12 protein-coding genes and 1 riboswitch are annotated in these 16,341 nt (G+C 37.3%); of the genes, 1 reads left to right on the top strand and 11 read right to left on the bottom strand.

Annotated features, from left to right (window positions below; translation table 11 throughout):
* Positions 1-107: 107 nt before the first annotated feature.
* The 10 genes from I589_RS01415 to ftcD form a co-directional block, all read right to left on the bottom strand.
* A complete protein-coding gene (locus I589_RS01415) occupies positions 108-638 on the bottom strand; it encodes a folate family ECF transporter S component (RefSeq protein ID WP_034684249.1) in 531 nt (176 codons plus the stop codon).
* A 29-nt stretch (positions 639-667) separates the two neighbouring features.
* Positions 668-766, bottom strand: a riboswitch (THF riboswitch).
* Between the two features lie 8 nt (positions 767-774).
* On the bottom strand, positions 775-1,536 hold the full coding sequence (locus I589_RS01410; RefSeq protein ID WP_010769925.1) for a formate/nitrite transporter family protein: 762 nt from the start codon (positions 1,534-1,536) through the stop codon (positions 775-777).
* Between the two features lie 52 nt (positions 1,537-1,588).
* Positions 1,589-2,467 carry a YitT family protein gene (locus I589_RS01405; protein ID WP_010769926.1) on the bottom strand — a complete coding sequence of 293 codons (879 nt, stop codon included), beginning with the start codon at positions 2,465-2,467 and terminating at the stop codon, positions 1,589-1,591.
* 4 nt (positions 2,468-2,471) lie between these two features.
* On the bottom strand, positions 2,472-3,758 hold the full coding sequence (hisS, locus tag I589_RS01400; protein WP_010769927.1) for a histidine--tRNA ligase: 1,287 nt from the start codon (positions 3,756-3,758) through the stop codon (positions 2,472-2,474).
* A 115-nt stretch (positions 3,759-3,873) separates the two neighbouring features.
* Positions 3,874-5,427, bottom strand: a complete 1,554-nt coding sequence (gene hutH, locus I589_RS01395) for a histidine ammonia-lyase (protein ID WP_010769928.1) — start codon at positions 5,425-5,427, stop codon at positions 3,874-3,876.
* 43 nt (positions 5,428-5,470) lie between these two features.
* Positions 5,471-6,841: an APC family permease gene (locus I589_RS01390; RefSeq protein WP_010769929.1), complete on the bottom strand. Its 1,371-nt coding sequence runs from the start codon at positions 6,839-6,841 to the stop codon at positions 5,471-5,473.
* A 44-nt stretch (positions 6,842-6,885) separates the two neighbouring features.
* On the bottom strand, positions 6,886-7,446 hold the full coding sequence (locus I589_RS01385) for a HutD/Ves family protein (protein ID WP_010769930.1): 561 nt from the start codon (positions 7,444-7,446) through the stop codon (positions 6,886-6,888).
* Between the two features lies 1 nt (position 7,447).
* Positions 7,448-9,124, bottom strand: coding sequence for a formate--tetrahydrofolate ligase (locus tag I589_RS01380; protein WP_010769931.1), 1,677 nt, complete (start codon positions 9,122-9,124; stop codon positions 7,448-7,450).
* Positions 9,125-9,142: 18 nt separating this feature from the next.
* Positions 9,143-9,769, bottom strand: coding sequence for a cyclodeaminase/cyclohydrolase family protein (locus I589_RS01375; RefSeq protein WP_010769932.1), 627 nt, complete (start codon positions 9,767-9,769; stop codon positions 9,143-9,145).
* Positions 9,770-9,780: 11 nt separating this feature from the next.
* Positions 9,781-10,680 (bottom strand): glutamate formimidoyltransferase, encoded by a 900-nt coding sequence (ftcD, locus tag I589_RS01370; RefSeq protein WP_010769933.1) that lies wholly within the window; start codon positions 10,678-10,680, stop codon positions 9,781-9,783.
* A gap of 698 nt (positions 10,681-11,378) precedes the next feature.
* Here ftcD and glmL point away from each other — a divergent pair.
* Positions 11,379-12,758: a methylaspartate mutase accessory protein GlmL gene (glmL, locus tag I589_RS01365; protein ID WP_010769934.1), complete on the top strand. Its 1,380-nt coding sequence runs from the start codon at positions 11,379-11,381 to the stop codon at positions 12,756-12,758.
* 401 nt (positions 12,759-13,159) lie between these two features.
* Here glmL and I589_RS01360 read toward each other — a convergent pair whose 3' ends face one another.
* On the bottom strand, positions 13,160-16,210 hold the full coding sequence (locus I589_RS01360) for an ATP-binding protein (RefSeq protein ID WP_010769935.1): 3,051 nt from the start codon (positions 16,208-16,210) through the stop codon (positions 13,160-13,162).
* Between the last annotated feature and the right edge of the window lie 131 nt (positions 16,211-16,341).

The raw sequence follows: 16,341 nt of genomic DNA, 5'->3' as shown, positions 1-16,341 counted from the left end.
AAGAGTAGATACCAGATTTATGACCTCCCTATAAGACAGACAAAAATTCTGTCTCAAAGGATAGACTTCATTCACTCAAAGTATCTACACATTTTACTTAATAAATTCTATGAAACAAACCGTTTACCAATAACCCTTATCGGAATGGCATTGCCAAAGAAAAAGATAAGAATTGTTTGAATTGGAAGCATCACAGCAGCCTTCATTAAACGAATCGCCCAAAGCTTTTCATCTGTGAAAGGAATGCCATACATGATGGACAACCACAACGGAGTTAAAAATAGACTAATCACTAATGTATTTACTAATACACAGAAAAAAGCATTTTTGAGTGTAACACTTTTCTTATAAAAGAAGAAGCCATAGACCCATCCGCCAATAAATGCATTGAGTGTAAACCCAATAAAGAACGGTGCTTTCCCCAACAAAGTATTTCCTATTATATCTGCAATAGATGCGCCCACACCTGTCCAAAAAGGCCCAAACAAAGACGCCATAACTACTTCTGGAATAAAATCAAAGGTTATTTTTATTAATTGTGTTTCAAAACCAAATACTTGAGATAGTATGACCATTAAAGCAATAAGTAAGCTAATGGTCGTCATAGCGTGTACATTTAATTTCTTCATTACGAGCATCTCCTCTTGAGCTGCTACACAAAGATTCATGCAGCGAATGCGAGGACAAAACCGCGAATTACTATTCTTCGTTCATAGAGCAACATCCCATCTCATGTGACACTTAACGCTTTGTCCTCTACTCTGTTATTTTTTATTAATGATGATTGTAGCTTAGATAATAGAATCCGGAAACAAATACTGCTCCGCCAACAATATTGCCTAAATAAACGGGGATAAAGTTTTGGATAAAGTCCATCCATGTACTGCCGCCTTCAAAGATTGCTGCTGGAATGACAAATGCATTTGCCACACTATGCTGAAATCCGATGGCAACAAAAACCATCACCGGAAACCAGATGCCTAAAATTTTTCCAGCACTATCCTTTGCTCCATAGCACAACCACAAAGCAAGTCCGACAAACCAGTTACAGCCAATACCTGAGACAAATGCCTGAAGAAATGAGCTCTCCACTTTGTGCTGTGCCACGCTAATCACTTGCGCTTGAAAAGCACCTGTATGAGTTAAACCAACAAAGTGACCAAAAAAGTAGGCAACAAAAATAGCACCAACAATATTCGCAAGTGTGATGACTAGCCAATTCTTTATTAATTCCATCAGTGTCACTTTTTTTGCAAAAAACGCACTGCTAACGGCCATCATATTCCCTGTGATTAATTCGCCACCTGCTAATAAAATGACAATCAGACCAATTGGAAAAACACTTGCTCCTACCAGACTTGCAATGCTTGGCAACTCAACTGAAATAGAGGCAGATACACGAATATACGCTAAATATCCTAATGAAATCATCGCGCCCCCAATAAATCCTAGAATTAGCTTCGCTAAAAGAGGCTTTTCAATTTTTTGGCTCCCCATCTTGATACTTTGTTGTAAAATTTCACCTGGATTTAACATATACCCATCTCCTCATTCTTCAAAAACTGATTTTCCCATTTTGACAATTCGTTTATACTATATCTAATTCTTCAAAATGACTTAAAATTTTAATGTCTTGTGAGACACTAACAAACGCTTTTGGATCAACTTCTTTCATGACCTTTGCTAAAAGCTCCATCTCATAAAAAGTGATGACTGTAATCAAAATTGTTTGTGCATGATAATCATACGCACCATATCCTTGGGGAATGACCGTGATTCCTCGCTTCAAAACCTTTTGTAATTCCGGGATGACGTGGTTTGGCTGCTGAGTAATCACCATGACTTGAACTTTCTGATGCTTGACATAGACTAAATCAGTTACTTTTCCACTGACAAAAATAGCAAGCAAACTATAAAATGCATAGGGCCAGCCAAAAAGATAGCCCGCGGTTAAAATAATTAGACCATTAATTCCCATTGAGATTGCACCAATACTCCGTCCAGTATGCTGTCTGAGTGTAATAATAAGTGCATCCATTCCTCCTGTAGAAATCCCATATTTCAATGCTAATCCTAAGGAAAACCCATTGATCACACCGCCAAAAATAGCACAAATAATCGGATCATTCGTAAGCGGCACTGTTGGAACCATTGAAATAGCAATAGAAGCAAAGGTGACAGAAATCACTGTAAAAAAGACAAATTTTTTGTTTATCTTGAACCATGCTAAGATAAACATCGGAACATTTAACAAATAATAAATAACAGAGATAGACAGCGTAAATCCACCACTTCGATCAAATAAGGTCGAGAGAATTTGCGCAATCCCAGTCAATCCACCTGCATAAATATGCCCCGGTTGCCAAAAAAAGTTAAGCGCTATCGAATACAAAAATGCATAGATTAACGCAATAGTTACTTTTGTCACAAAATCTTGCCAAAACTTTTCTTGTTTTGCCTTAAACATTCTACTACACTTCCTTCATTTCCTCAAAGAAATTTTGTAACTCTTCACAAGGAACTCGTTTTTCTTCACCAGTCTTCATGATTTTAACCGTTATTTTATTACTCTGTATCTCCTCCTCTCCAATAAATACAACGAACTTTGCTCCTAAACGGTTGGCCGTTCGTAGCTGCGCTTTTAGTTTCCTATACTGGATCTCCTGCTCAGCAATCAACCCGGCATGTCGGGCGATTTGAGCGATACGTAAGGCTACGCTGCTTTCTTCATGACTAAAACAAGAAACATAGACATCAATTGATTGTGAGGTGGTCAGTTCTTCTCCCTCTGCTTCAATGGCAATTAATAAGCGCTCAATTCCTAAGGCAAAACCAAAACCTGTGTCTCTCTCATCAGGACCGCCAAACTCACCAATTAGCCCATCGTATCTTCCTCCTGCACAAATTGTCGTTAGAACATGATTAAACCCTGGCGCATCACTCATAATCTCAAATACGGTATGATTATAATAATCCAATCCGCGAACCATGCGATGATCGATTTCATATGGGATGCTTAAGTTATTTAACAATTTTTTCACTTCATCAAAAAAAGTTTTACTTTCCTCATCCAAATAAGCCAAAATAGAAGGTGCTTTCTCTACAATTGTTTGATCCTCAGGTGCTTTACTGTCAAGTACACGCAGTGGATTTTGATGAAGACGACGCAGCGAATCGGGACTTAATTGATCCTCTACTTTTGTCAAATAGGCAATCAGCGCTTCTCTATATCGGCTTCGACTTTCTACATTACCAAGAGAATTGATAACAAGTTTCGTGTGAGTAATCCCTAATTGTTGGAAAAAATCTAATGCCATTGCGATTGTTTCCACATCGGTTGCAGGACTCTTTGTTCCTATTGCCTCTACACCAATTTGATGAAACTGGCGCAGACGTCCCGCCTGAGGTCGTTCGTACCGAAACATTGGCCCTATATAATAGGCTTTAAAAGGTTGCGGGTGTTCTGGTCCGTAAAGCTTGTTTTCCACATAACTGCGAACCAGAGCCGCAGTTCCTTCCGGTCGAAGCGTCACATGTCGATTTCCTTTATCATAAAAATCATACATCTCTTTTGATACGATATCTGTGCTTTCTCCAACACTCCGTACAATCACTTCAAAATGTTCAAAAATCGGTGTCCGTAGTTCTTTAAAATGATATAGATTGAATACCTCACGTGCCTTGTTTTCAATAAATTGCCATTTTTCAGATTCCCCCGGTAAAATATCTACCGTCCCTTTTGGTTTTTGGTAATTCATCCTTCATCCTCCTCATTTAAAAGTGATTTGCTGTAGGAAGTCAAAAAAGTGTGAACAAGTAAAAAGGACCGAATTGACCGTTGCTTTCTACTTGTTCCACTCATCTATTTAGCGACTAGCTAAATTGAATATCCAAATCCACTTCTTTTTCTACTGTCGATAAAAGGTCTCCATGAATCATGACATCTGTCGCTTTATTTAATTCATCATACATTTCAATATCTTTATCATGTTCAATGAATGCGACAAATTGACGGAATGTTTTATAAGCAGGCTGTGTTCCTTTTCCTAGTTTGTCCTGATAACCACGAATATCTAATGCCTGACACGCAGCCATTATTTCCGTTGCCACCACCCGTCTAGAATTCAATAAGATTTCTGCAGCAGTTCTTGCGGCAGTGGTTCCCATACTAACAAAGTCTTCTTGGTTTTCACATGATGGAATAGAATCAACACTTGCTGGGTGTGCCAAGATTTTATTTTCAGAAACTAAAGAAGCACATGCATATTGTGTAATCATAAATCCAGAGTTTAGACCAGGATGTTTTACTAAGAATGAAGGGAGCTTACTTAATTGTGTATTCACTAATCGTTCTACCCGACGTTCAGAAACATTTCCAATTTCAGCCACGGCGATTCCCAAGAAATCAAATGGTTGAGCCATTGGTTCCCCATGGAAATTCCCGCCAGAAATCACTTTTCCGTCACGCGTAATAATTGGATTATCTGTTACTGAGTTTATTTCAATCTCAACTTTCTCTTTCACATATGCAATAGAATCCTTACTCGCACCATGAATTTGTGGCATACAGCGTAATGTATATGGATCTTGCACATGATCAGGTGTTGCTTCGGTGATATATCCGCTTCCTTCGATGAGTCGACGAATATTTCTAGCAGTTGCTAGTTGTCCGCTTTGTGGGCGAATGGTATGAAGTTCTTCTTCAAATGGACTGGAAATGCCCCCATGTACTTCTAAAGAAAGTGCACCTGCAATATCTGAAAGTTTTAGTAATTCAATCGCGTCATACGTAGCTAGTGCACCGACTGCTGTCAAAACAGTTGTTCCATTAATGAATGCCAGCCCTTCTTTTGCACTCAATTGAATCACTTCTAGTCCAGCCTTCTGCATTGCTTCTTTTCCTGACAGCAATTCTCCTTTATAGTAGGCTTTCCCAAGACCTAATAAAGGCATCACCATATGTGCCAATGGTGCCAAATCTCCAGATGCACCTAATGAGCCTTTTTCTGGAATAAATGGGTGAACCCCTTTATTTAACATAGCCATCAGTGCTTTAACTGTACTTAATCGAATACCAGAATAGCCTTTCACAAGTGAGTTTACGCGAATCAACATGATTGCACGAACCACATCCTCTGCAAACGGATCACCGAATCCAGAAGCGTGCGTACGAATAAGATTTTCTTGTAGCTGCACTGTATCATCTTGGGAGATGCTTACATTACACAATGAACCAAACCCTGTATTTACTCCATATACCACTCTTTTTTCTGCTACAATATCGTCAACAATCTTACGAGAGCGGTTAACTGCTTCCTCTGCACTTTCTGCAATACTTACTTGAACATTTTTTCTTGCAACGGCAACAACATCTTCCAATGTTAAGCTTTCGCCATCTAAAATAATTACTTTGTTATCCTCTTTCATGTCTAATATCCTCCAATTTTCATTTGCTTATATACAAATGTTTCTAGTCTTGTGTCGCGCCTGGTCTTTTCTCTTTATTAATGACAAAATATAGAATACTTGCAACAATTACTCCGATTAATCCTGCAATCAGATTGACTGGATTTGCTGCTGCAACCATCCAAATACTCACCACAATGGAAATAACAGGAATGACTGGTCCTAGAGGTAGTTTAAAGGCTGGTACAGTATCCATCTTTTTCCGTCTAAGCCAAATCAGTGCCAAAGCTGTTGGAATATATTGGAAGAAACGGAAAACAACACTCAGTTCAGCCAATTGTTCAAATGAACCACTTAATAAAAATCCGATTGTAATTAACCCGGAGACGATAATAGCGACAATCGGTGCCCCTTTACCATTTTTCTTTGCAATTATTTTTGGTAATAATCCTTCATCTGAAATTGATGCACCATAACGTGGGATCATCAAAGAATCACCCATATTCAACCCGGCAATAGAAATTAATGCGCCAATTGAAATAATCCATTTCCCTGCAGGTCCGACCATCTCCACAAAGGCATCCTGTACTGGGGCATTACTTTGTAAAATCCCCATACCAAGCATTGCGATTGTTCCAGCAATAATCATAAAGTATAAGATAGATACGATACTAATTGAGCCAATTATTGCTTTTGGTACGTTTTTCTTCGCATTACGCATTTCTCCTGCTACTACCGGCAACGCTTCAAACCCAATAAAGGCATAAAATACAGTCAGTGAGGTAGAAGCCATCGCCTGAGATAAGGTCATGTCAGGATTTAACTGTAGAAAAGGAGTAAAGTTTCCAGCGTCAATTCCATTTTTAATAAAGAAAATACTCATCAGCGTAAAAGCAATAATAGGAATTAATTTCGCAATAGTAATCGTGATTGTAAAAATCTTTGATGTCTTAATTCCCATGCTATTAATTGTTGATAAAAAGATGATTAATAGCACACTTATAAGTGTATTTTGTCCTTCTAATGACGGAAATGTTTGAATTAATAATTTCGCAAATCCTGCAGCCATTGCAGCCCAGGCAATAATCGTCACAAACCAGCCCAAAATTCCTACGTTAAATCCAACAAAATCACCAAATGCTGCTTTTGCATATTGGAATGCCCCACCATTTTTGTTAAAGTATCCAGCAACTTCCGCAAAGCAGACAGCAAGCATTAATACAAGTAATACGTCAACTAGCATAGCGACGAGCGATGCTGGTCCTAAATCCTGATAAATGGTTCTAGGAAGTAAGAAAATCCCTGAACCAATTACCGCATTAATTCCGTATAACGTAGCTCCGTTCAGACTAAACTTTGCTTTATCCTCACTGCTCGATAGCTCCTCTGGGTCTTTAATATCCGAAACCTCCGGAATCTGTTCCTCATTTTGCATGGTTATTCTCCTCTCGTTTAAAACGTTTTCATTCTCGTTTAAACCTAAGTGCAACTGACATAAATTAGTTTTACTGCATCGTCCTTGTTTAACAGTTCTAAAACAGTTTGTTCAGTTATTTCAGTAAGTGCGAGACTATCGTATCGTTTCAAGAAATAAGTAGCGTCATTTATTTTTACTGCACACTCATCTATGCAATATAAATAGCTGTCTTTTTCTATCGAGTATAGAGAATTATGTGCTTGAACCAGCTTCATCTCCCCTTGCATAGATTTTTTATAGATCAAATTAAAATCAATACATTTCCCTTCACTTGTTGTAGGAAGTGCTCCATCAAACTCTCCTACCTCGTATGTGTCTAGTCGTATCGTTTTTTCTCCATGTGTCAGGATAACGCTTCCTTCAAGTGGCATCAAAAGTCTATGGTATCCAGGTAATAAAGTGAATTCTGAATACTGCTGTTCAATCGTGGCACTAGAAATTCGATAATCAAATGTTCTTTTTTGATAATCTCCCTCTGGAGGGAAGAGGAAAAGCTCAGTTGTCTTTCCTCCACTCCAAGTTGACTGCTTATACTGGTTATGCGTAAAATGTTCTATTTTCATCTTAGAATAATCCAGAAATGTTTCCTTCAGCATCTACATCAATTCGTTCTGCTGCTGGTGATTTAGGAAGTCCCGGCATCGTCATTACTGCACCCGTTAAAGCAACAATAAATCCTGCGCCAGCAGAAACCTTCAAATTACGGATAGTTACAGTAAAGTCTTTAGGTGCACCAAGCAACGTGGCATCATCAGAGAAAGAATATTGTGTTTTTGCCATACAAATTGGGTACTCAGTAAAACCAAGCTTCTCTAATTCTGCAAGCTCTTTTCGTGCACTTGGTGCAAGCTCGATTCCTTTTCCACCATAGACACGTTGAACAATTTTTGTTAATTTTTCTTCTATTGAATCAGATAGATCATATACATGGCTGAAACTATTTGGTTTGTCTGCTAATTCGACTACTTTATTTGCAAGATCAATCCCGCCTTCGCCACCTTTTGCCCAAACATCTGATAAGGTCACTTCAACACCACGTTCTTTACATGCGTTCTCAATAGCTGCTAATTCAGCGTCCGTATCGGTTGGGAACTTGTTGATTGCTACTACAACAGGCATGCCGTATACTTCCTGAATATTACTCAAATGTTTTTCTAGATTAGGAAGTCCCTTAAGAACCGCTTCTACACTTTCTGTTCCTAAATCTGCTTTTTTCATTCCACCATGCATCTTTAAAGCACGAATAGTCGCAACTAAGACAACCGCATCTGGTTTTAATTCTGCCAAACGACATTTGATATCAATAAATTTTTCTGCGCCTAAATCTGCACCAAATCCTGCTTCTGTTACTGCGTAATCTGCATACTTCAATGCAAGCTTTGTCGCAAGAACACTATTACAACCGTGTGCAATATTCGCAAATGGACCGCCATGAATAAATGCAGGTGAGTGTTCAAGTGTTTGTACAATATTGGGTTGAATCGCTTCTTTTAAAAGTGCTGTCATTGCGCCTTCTGCCTTTAGGTCTCCTGCTGTGACAGGTTTTCCTTCAAAGTTATAGGCAACGATGATTTTCTTTAACTTTTCTTTTAAATCAGTAATATTATTTGCCAAACAAAGAACCGCCATGATTTCAGAAGCAACGGTAATATCATATCCATCTTCACGTGGAACGCCGTTAACTCTGCCTTGAAGACCATTTACGATATGACGTAGTTGTCGATCATTCATATCTACCACACGCTTCCAGGTAATTCGTCGGCTATCGATTCCTAGTGCATTTCCTTGATGAATATGGTTATCTAACAAGGCTGCCAATAAATTATTTGCCGCACCGATTGCATGAAAATCCCCAGTAAAATGTAAGTTGATATCTTCCATTGGAACTACTTGTGCATACCCGCCTCCTGCAGCTCCACCCTTGACACCAAATACTGGACCTAAAGATGGCTCACGTAGTGCAATGGCAGCCTTTTTGCCAATTTTTGACAAGGCATCCACTAGCCCAACGGATGTCGTGGTTTTTCCTTCTCCAGCTGGAGTTGGCGTAATAGCCGTAACAAGAATTAATTTGCCACGCTTAGCTTTATCTAAATCGCCTAATTTACTAACATTTATTTTTGCTTTATAATCTCCATACAATGATAGACTGTCTCTAGGAATTCCAAGTTTTTCAGCAACATTCGTAATTGGATTCATCTTAACCTGATTTGCAATTTCGATATCTGATAAATTTGTCATTTTTTTCTTCCTTCCTACCTAAACAATTTTTTCGATGGCAGTATAAATTTCATCTGCTAGACTCGTTCCTTCACTTAACAGTACATTTCCCTTTTCTTTGTAGCGAGTGACAAATTCTTCATCCTTTACCCCAGAAAGATTAATCAAAACATTTAGCCAAGCACCCTGCAGAGCAGATTTCAAATTCAACGCAGCTACACCTAAATCACTTGCTGCATTTGTATTTGATTTTCCAATCAATTCTCTTGTCACCTTTAACGCTTCTACTGCGATTTCCATCATTTTGAAAGGTGTCTGTGTTGCGCCCTCCAAGGCACGCTGCATTGCTTGCTTACGGATTTCTTTTTCTTCCTCAGTATCTTTTGGCATTGTAAATACTGCAGATACTTTATTAAATGCCTCTGTATCCTCATCGATTGCACGTATAAATGCAGACTGTAATCGAGCCGCTTCTTTTTGTGCCTTACTTACTTCCTCTTCAAATTCTGCATATTTCTTTTTTCCAATGGTTAATTCTGTTACCATTTTTGTTAATGATATCCCCATTGCACCTGCAAGTGCTGATGCGGAGCCCCCACCAGGAGCTGGTGCATCTGATCCTAAGACCGTTACAAAGTCTTTTACTTCTCTATCGATTAACTGCATGGTCAGTCCTCCTAATTTAGTAGATGATTTTCCAAAATTTGTTTTTTATAATCAAATTCTTCAATTTGAAGATAATACTCTGCGCAGTCAATAAGTGCTTTTGCAGGAGTTAACCCAATCACTTCACTGCCAATAATATTTACACCATATCTTTTGGCTTCAAATCGAATTGTTTCAAACGCTCGATATAAAGGAGTTCCTTCATAATTGACCATATTCATTGAAACTTGTGCAATGTTCCGATCTTCCAGCATCACGCCAATTCCCTTACAATATTTAAATCCGCCGCCAGATCCGCGAACAATTTTCGCAATTTTATTTGCGATGTCAATATTATCTGTATCTAAGTTCACATTAAATGCAACCAATGGCATACGAGCCCCCACAGCAGTGACTCCCGCAGTTGGATGGGGGTTTCTTTCACCAAAGTCAGGTGCCCACTCTTCTTCCAACAATTTTTCTGCCATTCCTTCAAATTGTCCTTTTCTTACTTTCGCTAAGTTTGTACGAGCAGGTGTACTTGCAGATTCCTCATATAAGAAAATTGGAATGTTTAGTTCATCATTAATTCTTTTCGCTACTTTTTTTGAAATTTCAACACATTCTGCTGTAGTCACGTCTTTAATTGGTACAAATGGAACAACATCTGTTGCGCCCATACGAGGATGCTCCCCATGATGCTTTGTCATGTCAATGTGTTGGCTTGCATACTTAACTAGTTGAAAAGCAACTTCTTGAATACCGTCTTCATCTCCAACTAGAGTAAATACACTACGATTATGACTTGTATCAGATGAATAATCTAAAAGAGTCACACCATTCACACTTTTTGCAGTATTCACTAATCCTTCAATTACTTTTTCATCGCGACCTTCACTAAAATTTGGGATACATTCAATTAATTTTGCCATTTAAAACATCCTTTCTTTTTTACGCTCTCGTCTTCAAAATTTCTTTTAAGTAACAAAGTAAATACTTCAGCTTGTACAGGTCATCACTCCTGTACAAAATAAAAATACGCAGTTCATCCTCACAATTTTTATTTCAAAAAAGTCAAGATTTATACGTTAACAACCTCTCAAAAACTTGTTAACGCTTTCATTTACGGCTTTACCTTACCATGCTTATATGGGTTGGTCAACACGTCAAAATTGCGTGTTACCAGCCTTTTCTCATCATTCAAAGACAATTTCTATCAAGAGAATTCTGTTTGAAACGTTCACCTTATTTTTTATGAGCAAATAATTTGACACTTTTTTGACTGCTTTTTTTACACTTGGAGTAGAACTCATAAGGAAGAAATAACTGAGTCGTCACTTAAAAATAATCTATTCCCTAAACACTTTTGATAACATACGCAATCTAGGTGTTTTCATAAATAAAATAAAAGGATTATAAAACGAACGGAAAAACAGTGCAAGAAATAAAGAGAAAAAAATAAACATAAAACCAATTATTTATTTTTTTACAACTACGAAAAAAGAATCAATCAATAGATTTTGTAATGAGTTTTAGTTCTTTTGACGTTTAATTGATTCTAAAATGAGAAAAAGAAGAACTAAAATTAAATTTTTCTCATTAATTATTTTTTAAACAGGAGGTCGGATAGATGGATAAACTTATTTTACTCGTCGACTTTGGTAGTACCTATTCGAAGTTTACCGCAATCAATGTAACAACCATACAGGTAGCTGCTCATATCAGCCTACCTACCTCCCATGAACAGGGAATTATGGCATGCTATCAAAAAGGAGAACACACACTTTTACAGCAGCTAGGAAAATCCGCTTTTGACGAGGTCTTTATCTGCTCCTCTGCATGGGGCGGATTTCGTATGGTCTCTATTGGTCTAACTGAAAGTCTCACTGCAGAAGCGGCAAAACGAGCGGCACTAGGTGCTGGAACAAGAGTCATCAATACCTATCACTATAGACTAACAAAAGAACAAGTGATAGAAATGAACCAATTAAATCCAGATATTATTCTATTATCTGGAGGAACAAATGGTGGAAACCAACAAATTATCTGTCATAATGCACAAATGTTAAATCGTTATTTATCCTCAGGAACTATCTTAGTTGCTGGAAATGAAGCAGCAATTCCTGAAATTCGTTCTCTTTTAACTAGCCCTCATCTAACCGTCTATTACACAAAAAATGTCATGCCTAAAGTAAATGTTTTACAAGCAGAACCAGTAAGAGAAATAGCCAGAGACATCTTTTTAAAAAAGATTATTCAAACAAATGGCATTGAGGAAGTTGCAAAAAAGAGTCAGTTACCAATTATTCCGACTCCTACATCTGTTTTATTGGCGATTCAGTTATTAGCAGATGGACTGCCAAATATTCAGGGAATCGGTCCAACATTAGTAGTTGATGTCGGCGGTGCAACTACAGATGTATTTAGTGTTGGAAATCCGCCAATCACAGATAATCAGACATTTTTTGAAGGGCTAGAAGAACCTCACGCTAAGAGAACAGTAGAAGGTGATTTAGGCATGCGATATTCTTCGGAAAGTTTGATTGAAGCTGTTGGGTTTGATGACTTTCAGAAACTATTTCAGGGTGATAAACAAGCATTACACCGAAGCGTTAAAAAACGAATCACACAGCCGACCTATCTTCCCGACACAAAAAAAGAGCAGCAGTTAGATACACTACTTGCCTCAAAAGCGATAGAACTTTCAGTTAATCGGCACGCGGGGACGCTACGTGCGAGTCAAACACCTAATCGAACCGTTTATTATCAAAAAGGAAAAGACTTGCGTACATTTCCAAATGTCATAGGGACTGGGGGCGTTCTTGTCTATCATCAGCAACCCAAACAAATCCTAAAGTATGCGTGTTTTTCTGATACTACTCATTTAAAACCCTTAGCTCCCACTTTTTTTATTGATACACATTATTTATTTTCAGCACTCGGGCTTCTTTCCCAAAGCTATCCGCAAGCAGCCCTTCTTCTGTTGAAAAAAATGATTTTACCTTGTTAAAAAGACTTAGAAAAAGAGTGGTCGAAATAAAAGAGTTCAGTTCCAAGAACCAAGTAGGTACTATGGATATGGATCAGCGGAAGTGAAGCTACATGATTTGCAGTACCAAATAGGTACGTTTATGCAACTATTTGTGAAGCCTTCAACTCTAGCATGCATGCGCAGAAGTTGTTGATAGACAAACGTAATGGCGTCCTTCTACTTATTCTTGAACTATCTTCAATTTGACTTCTACTTCATAATAATTCATAACAAATACCCCCAAAAATTGTATTTTTCAAGTACAACTTTTGGGGGCACATCATTTCTCTCCTTGCTCAAACTTTTCATCCTAGCTAGAGACTACAGAAAACTTCTATTTATCTAATTTTGTATACGTGTCATGGCAAATTTACTCCTATCTAATCAGCTTGTGAGGATGCTCCTTCAAAAACAACCTCGCGCAGATAGTGCAGCTCATATTGATCTCGATAAGGGCTAAGATTTTCGACTGCTTTCTCGTAATAGTAGGACTCTTCTCTATCAAGCAATTTGCTTAGGTTTGGCTCTTGCATCACATGTGTATTCAACAAATGTTTAACAATCGCTTTATAGAAATATAAGATTCCTAAATCTCGCGGGTTGGTCATTTGTGTTTGAATTTCATTAAATCGCAAGAGCGCTTCAAATACTGCCTGATAGTCCCCTTCCAACAAATCAATTAGTGCAAGATAGACACTTAACTGCGTTCTCTTCCAGGGAGAAGTGAGATTGACATACATTTCATTTGATCGTTGTAAATAGAGTCGAGCTTCTTTATAATCCTGTGCAGCAAAAGCTGAAATCCCCATATCTACATAAAAAATAACTAAACTAGTAATCAAACTCGTTTCCTCACATAAAACAATCGCTTTTTTCTGATAAGAAATTGCCTTCTCATAATTTTGTCTCAATCGTTCAATTTCTGCAAGATAATCATAAGAAGCTGCTATGTTACTTGCATATTTTTCTCTTACTTCATCAGAAATAGTAAAGATGGTAATAGATTCATGAAACAATCGTTCAGCAACTTCTAGTTCACCAACCATTAAGTTATATAAACCTTTTAGACGTAACAAAATCCCGATTGATTCGTGATCATTTGTCCTTATTGAGATGGACATCGCTAATTCTATATAGTGCGCCATATCGCTTGCATTATCTGTCTGAATAAAGTAATAAATCATTTGTCGATAAGCCTTAACCAGATAACGATCATTGTGGTATTCTCTTGCTTTTACAATCACTCGTTGAATATTTTCAATTCCCCGACCGTAATTTCCTCGATTAATGAAGTAGCGACCCTCAAGATATAGATATTTCATTAACAACAGCTGGTAATCCTCTTGTTCTCCGTAAAGCTCTTCGTTTCTTTTTAACTGCTCACCAATTTGTTCAAATTTTTCAAATTCCTTTTGCCATTCTACCGGCTGAAGCTCAATTGCTATTTCGCTTCGCTCATTGTAAATGGGAAAAAGTTCGTGTTGAAACTTCAAAGACAGCTCTAGCTTTGATAATTCATAATCAAGAGATTTCAATTCTTGATTTGCATACTTATAGTGATAGGCCACCAAAGATAACAGCTCTTTATCGTTTGTCAGCTTCCATTGCTGTTCAAATAAGAAAGCAATCTGTTCGTGAATGACACGAAGTTTTGTTGCAGATTGTTTCGAGTAGATATATTCCCGTAATTTTTTTTGTTTAAAGCAGACACTAATTTTTCCGGAAAACACTCGTTCAATTAATAAATTTCTCTGTTGTAAATTTGCAATTGCATGCGCAAGCTGCTCATGATCTGTTCGTAAAATCGTCTCAAGCATGGACAATTCAGCCAGCTCTCGAAAATATGAAACAATTTCTAATACTTCTTCCTCAAAAGTTGAAAGCTGTGTAAGAGAAAACTCCAGCTCTTCTTGAATTTTTGGTGTAATATAGTCAATCTTTGTTCCTACTCTAAGCTGTCTAACGTATTCTATTAAGAAAAGAGGATTCCCTTCTGATTCTTCATAGAGCTTATCATAAAAATCATAGCTGAATTTTTGATCTGGTATCTGTTTTTCAATAAAGGCTTTTATTGCCTCTCTTGGAAAAGGGTCTAATAAAAGCTGTGTAAGCTTATCATAATGACTAACAGCATTAATAAAATCGGTGATTCGTCTGTGGTGATCTGTGCGCAGGGTTAGAAGAAACATACAGTCTTCATTGTGTAACAACACACTTGTCAATAATTGAAGACTTCGCTCATCTATCCACTGCAGGTTTTCGATTAAAAAGACTACTGAATGAATTTTTGCTATCTTATTAAGGATGACAAGCAAAAATTGAGAAAGATAATTCATATCTGAGTCATCCACTGACTCTTCAAAACAGGCGCTTTGTTTATCCAAAAAACTAGGGAAAAACCGATAGCACATGGCACGCCATGTTTCTTCCTCCACTATTTTTTCATCAACAACAATTTGGTCAATCTGATTGATAATCTCCCGCCACATTCTCAAGGTAAAGCCTTGTTCTGCTTGGTAACAAGTTACCTTAATTAAAAGTTTCGGTGCCGTATTACTTAAGACAAGCTGACATAAAGCAGTTTTTCCAACACCATCATCTCCTTGAACAATGACCGATTGAAATGCCTGCTTATGAAAGAAACAGTCAAGGTTTGCTTCTAATACTTCTATTTCAGCTGTTCTACCAAAAAAACGGTAATTCTTCACCTTTTTTTGTTCCTTATTTCTTTTAACAATTGCTAACGTTTTTTCATAAATTGCACGTGTTTCTTCACTTGGTTTGATTCCTAATTCTTCATCTAAAATACTAGACAAATCATAATACGTTTCAATGACTTTCCCATTTCTGTGACTGTCTTGATAAAATTTCATCAGCATTTGATAGTTTCGCTCGTCATATTCATCTATAGCAATCAGTCGTCGAATATTTTTTTCTACATCAATTAACTGATTATTTTCAATATCTGCAGCAACTTTTTGATAGCAGCTTTGAATAAATTTTTGCTCAAAATAATTGCGCATCTTTGTCACCCATAAATCAAAATCATCGGAATCCTTTAAGAAAAATCCTTTTAAAAACTCATCTTGGTATTCATCTAAATGATTTACTGGATCTTGTAAAAAACAGTCTACATCACTCGGCTGCACTAAAGTTTCATTTAGTTGAAGAATTGATTTATTTGGAGAAACAATGAACTCCTCTCCTAATTCTTTGTTTGCTTGATAAATCGTGTTTCGAAGATTTTTTTTTGCACTTTGCTCTGATTTATTAGACCATAAAACCCCCGCAATCTCATCTCTACTGACAGAACCATTAATGGCTAAATAGTAGATAAGAGCGTTAATTTTTGAAAATGCAAAAAAAACGGGTTCTTCATTCAAATAAATTTTCGGATTACCAAATAATTCACATCGCAGCATCTTCTTCATTTATTCACCTTCTCTCTTCCATTCTACGATACTTTTCTTCTAAAACATACAAAAATTAGAATGCGCTTCCATTTTTTGGATAATATTTTTATTTCATCAGTAAATTATTGAGATGAGATAAAACACGAAAG

Source organism: Enterococcus phoeniculicola ATCC BAA-412 (assembly GCF_000407505.1).
Classification (GTDB): domain Bacteria; phylum Bacillota; class Bacilli; order Lactobacillales; family Enterococcaceae; genus Enterococcus_K; species Enterococcus_K phoeniculicola.
The sequence above is the reverse complement of the archived record's forward strand: the minus strand, read 5'-3'. Positions and strand labels throughout refer to the sequence as shown.

Excerpts from the sequence above, each read along its gene's own strand:
- I589_RS01415 (WP_034684249.1), bottom strand. The coding sequence starts at position 638 with ATGCTCGTAATGAAGAAATTAAATGTACACGCTATGACGACCATTAGC.
- I589_RS01410 (WP_010769925.1), bottom strand. The coding sequence starts at position 1,536 with ATGTTAAATCCAGGTGAAATTTTACAACAAAGTATCAAGATGGGGAGC.
- I589_RS01405 (WP_010769926.1), bottom strand. The coding sequence starts at position 2,467 with ATGTTTAAGGCAAAACAAGAAAAGTTTTGGCAAGATTTTGTGACAAAA.
- hisS (WP_010769927.1), bottom strand. The coding sequence starts at position 3,758 with ATGAATTACCAAAAACCAAAAGGGACGGTAGATATTTTACCGGGGGAA.
- hutH (WP_010769928.1), bottom strand. The coding sequence starts at position 5,427 with ATGAAAGAGGATAACAAAGTAATTATTTTAGATGGCGAAAGCTTAACA.
- I589_RS01390 (WP_010769929.1), bottom strand. The coding sequence starts at position 6,841 with ATGCAAAATGAGGAACAGATTCCGGAGGTTTCGGATATTAAAGACCCA.
- I589_RS01385 (WP_010769930.1), bottom strand. The coding sequence starts at position 7,446 with ATGAAAATAGAACATTTTACGCATAACCAGTATAAGCAGTCAACTTGG.
- I589_RS01380 (WP_010769931.1), bottom strand. The coding sequence starts at position 9,124 with ATGACAAATTTATCAGATATCGAAATTGCAAATCAGGTTAAGATGAAT.
- I589_RS01375 (WP_010769932.1), bottom strand. The coding sequence starts at position 9,769 with ATGCAGTTAATCGATAGAGAAGTAAAAGACTTTGTAACGGTCTTAGGA.
- ftcD (WP_010769933.1), bottom strand. The coding sequence starts at position 10,680 with ATGGCAAAATTAATTGAATGTATCCCAAATTTTAGTGAAGGTCGCGAT.
- glmL (WP_010769934.1), top strand. The coding sequence starts at position 11,379 with ATGGATAAACTTATTTTACTCGTCGACTTTGGTAGTACCTATTCGAAG.
- I589_RS01360 (WP_010769935.1), bottom strand. The coding sequence starts at position 16,210 with ATGAAGAAGATGCTGCGATGTGAATTATTTGGTAATCCGAAAATTTAT.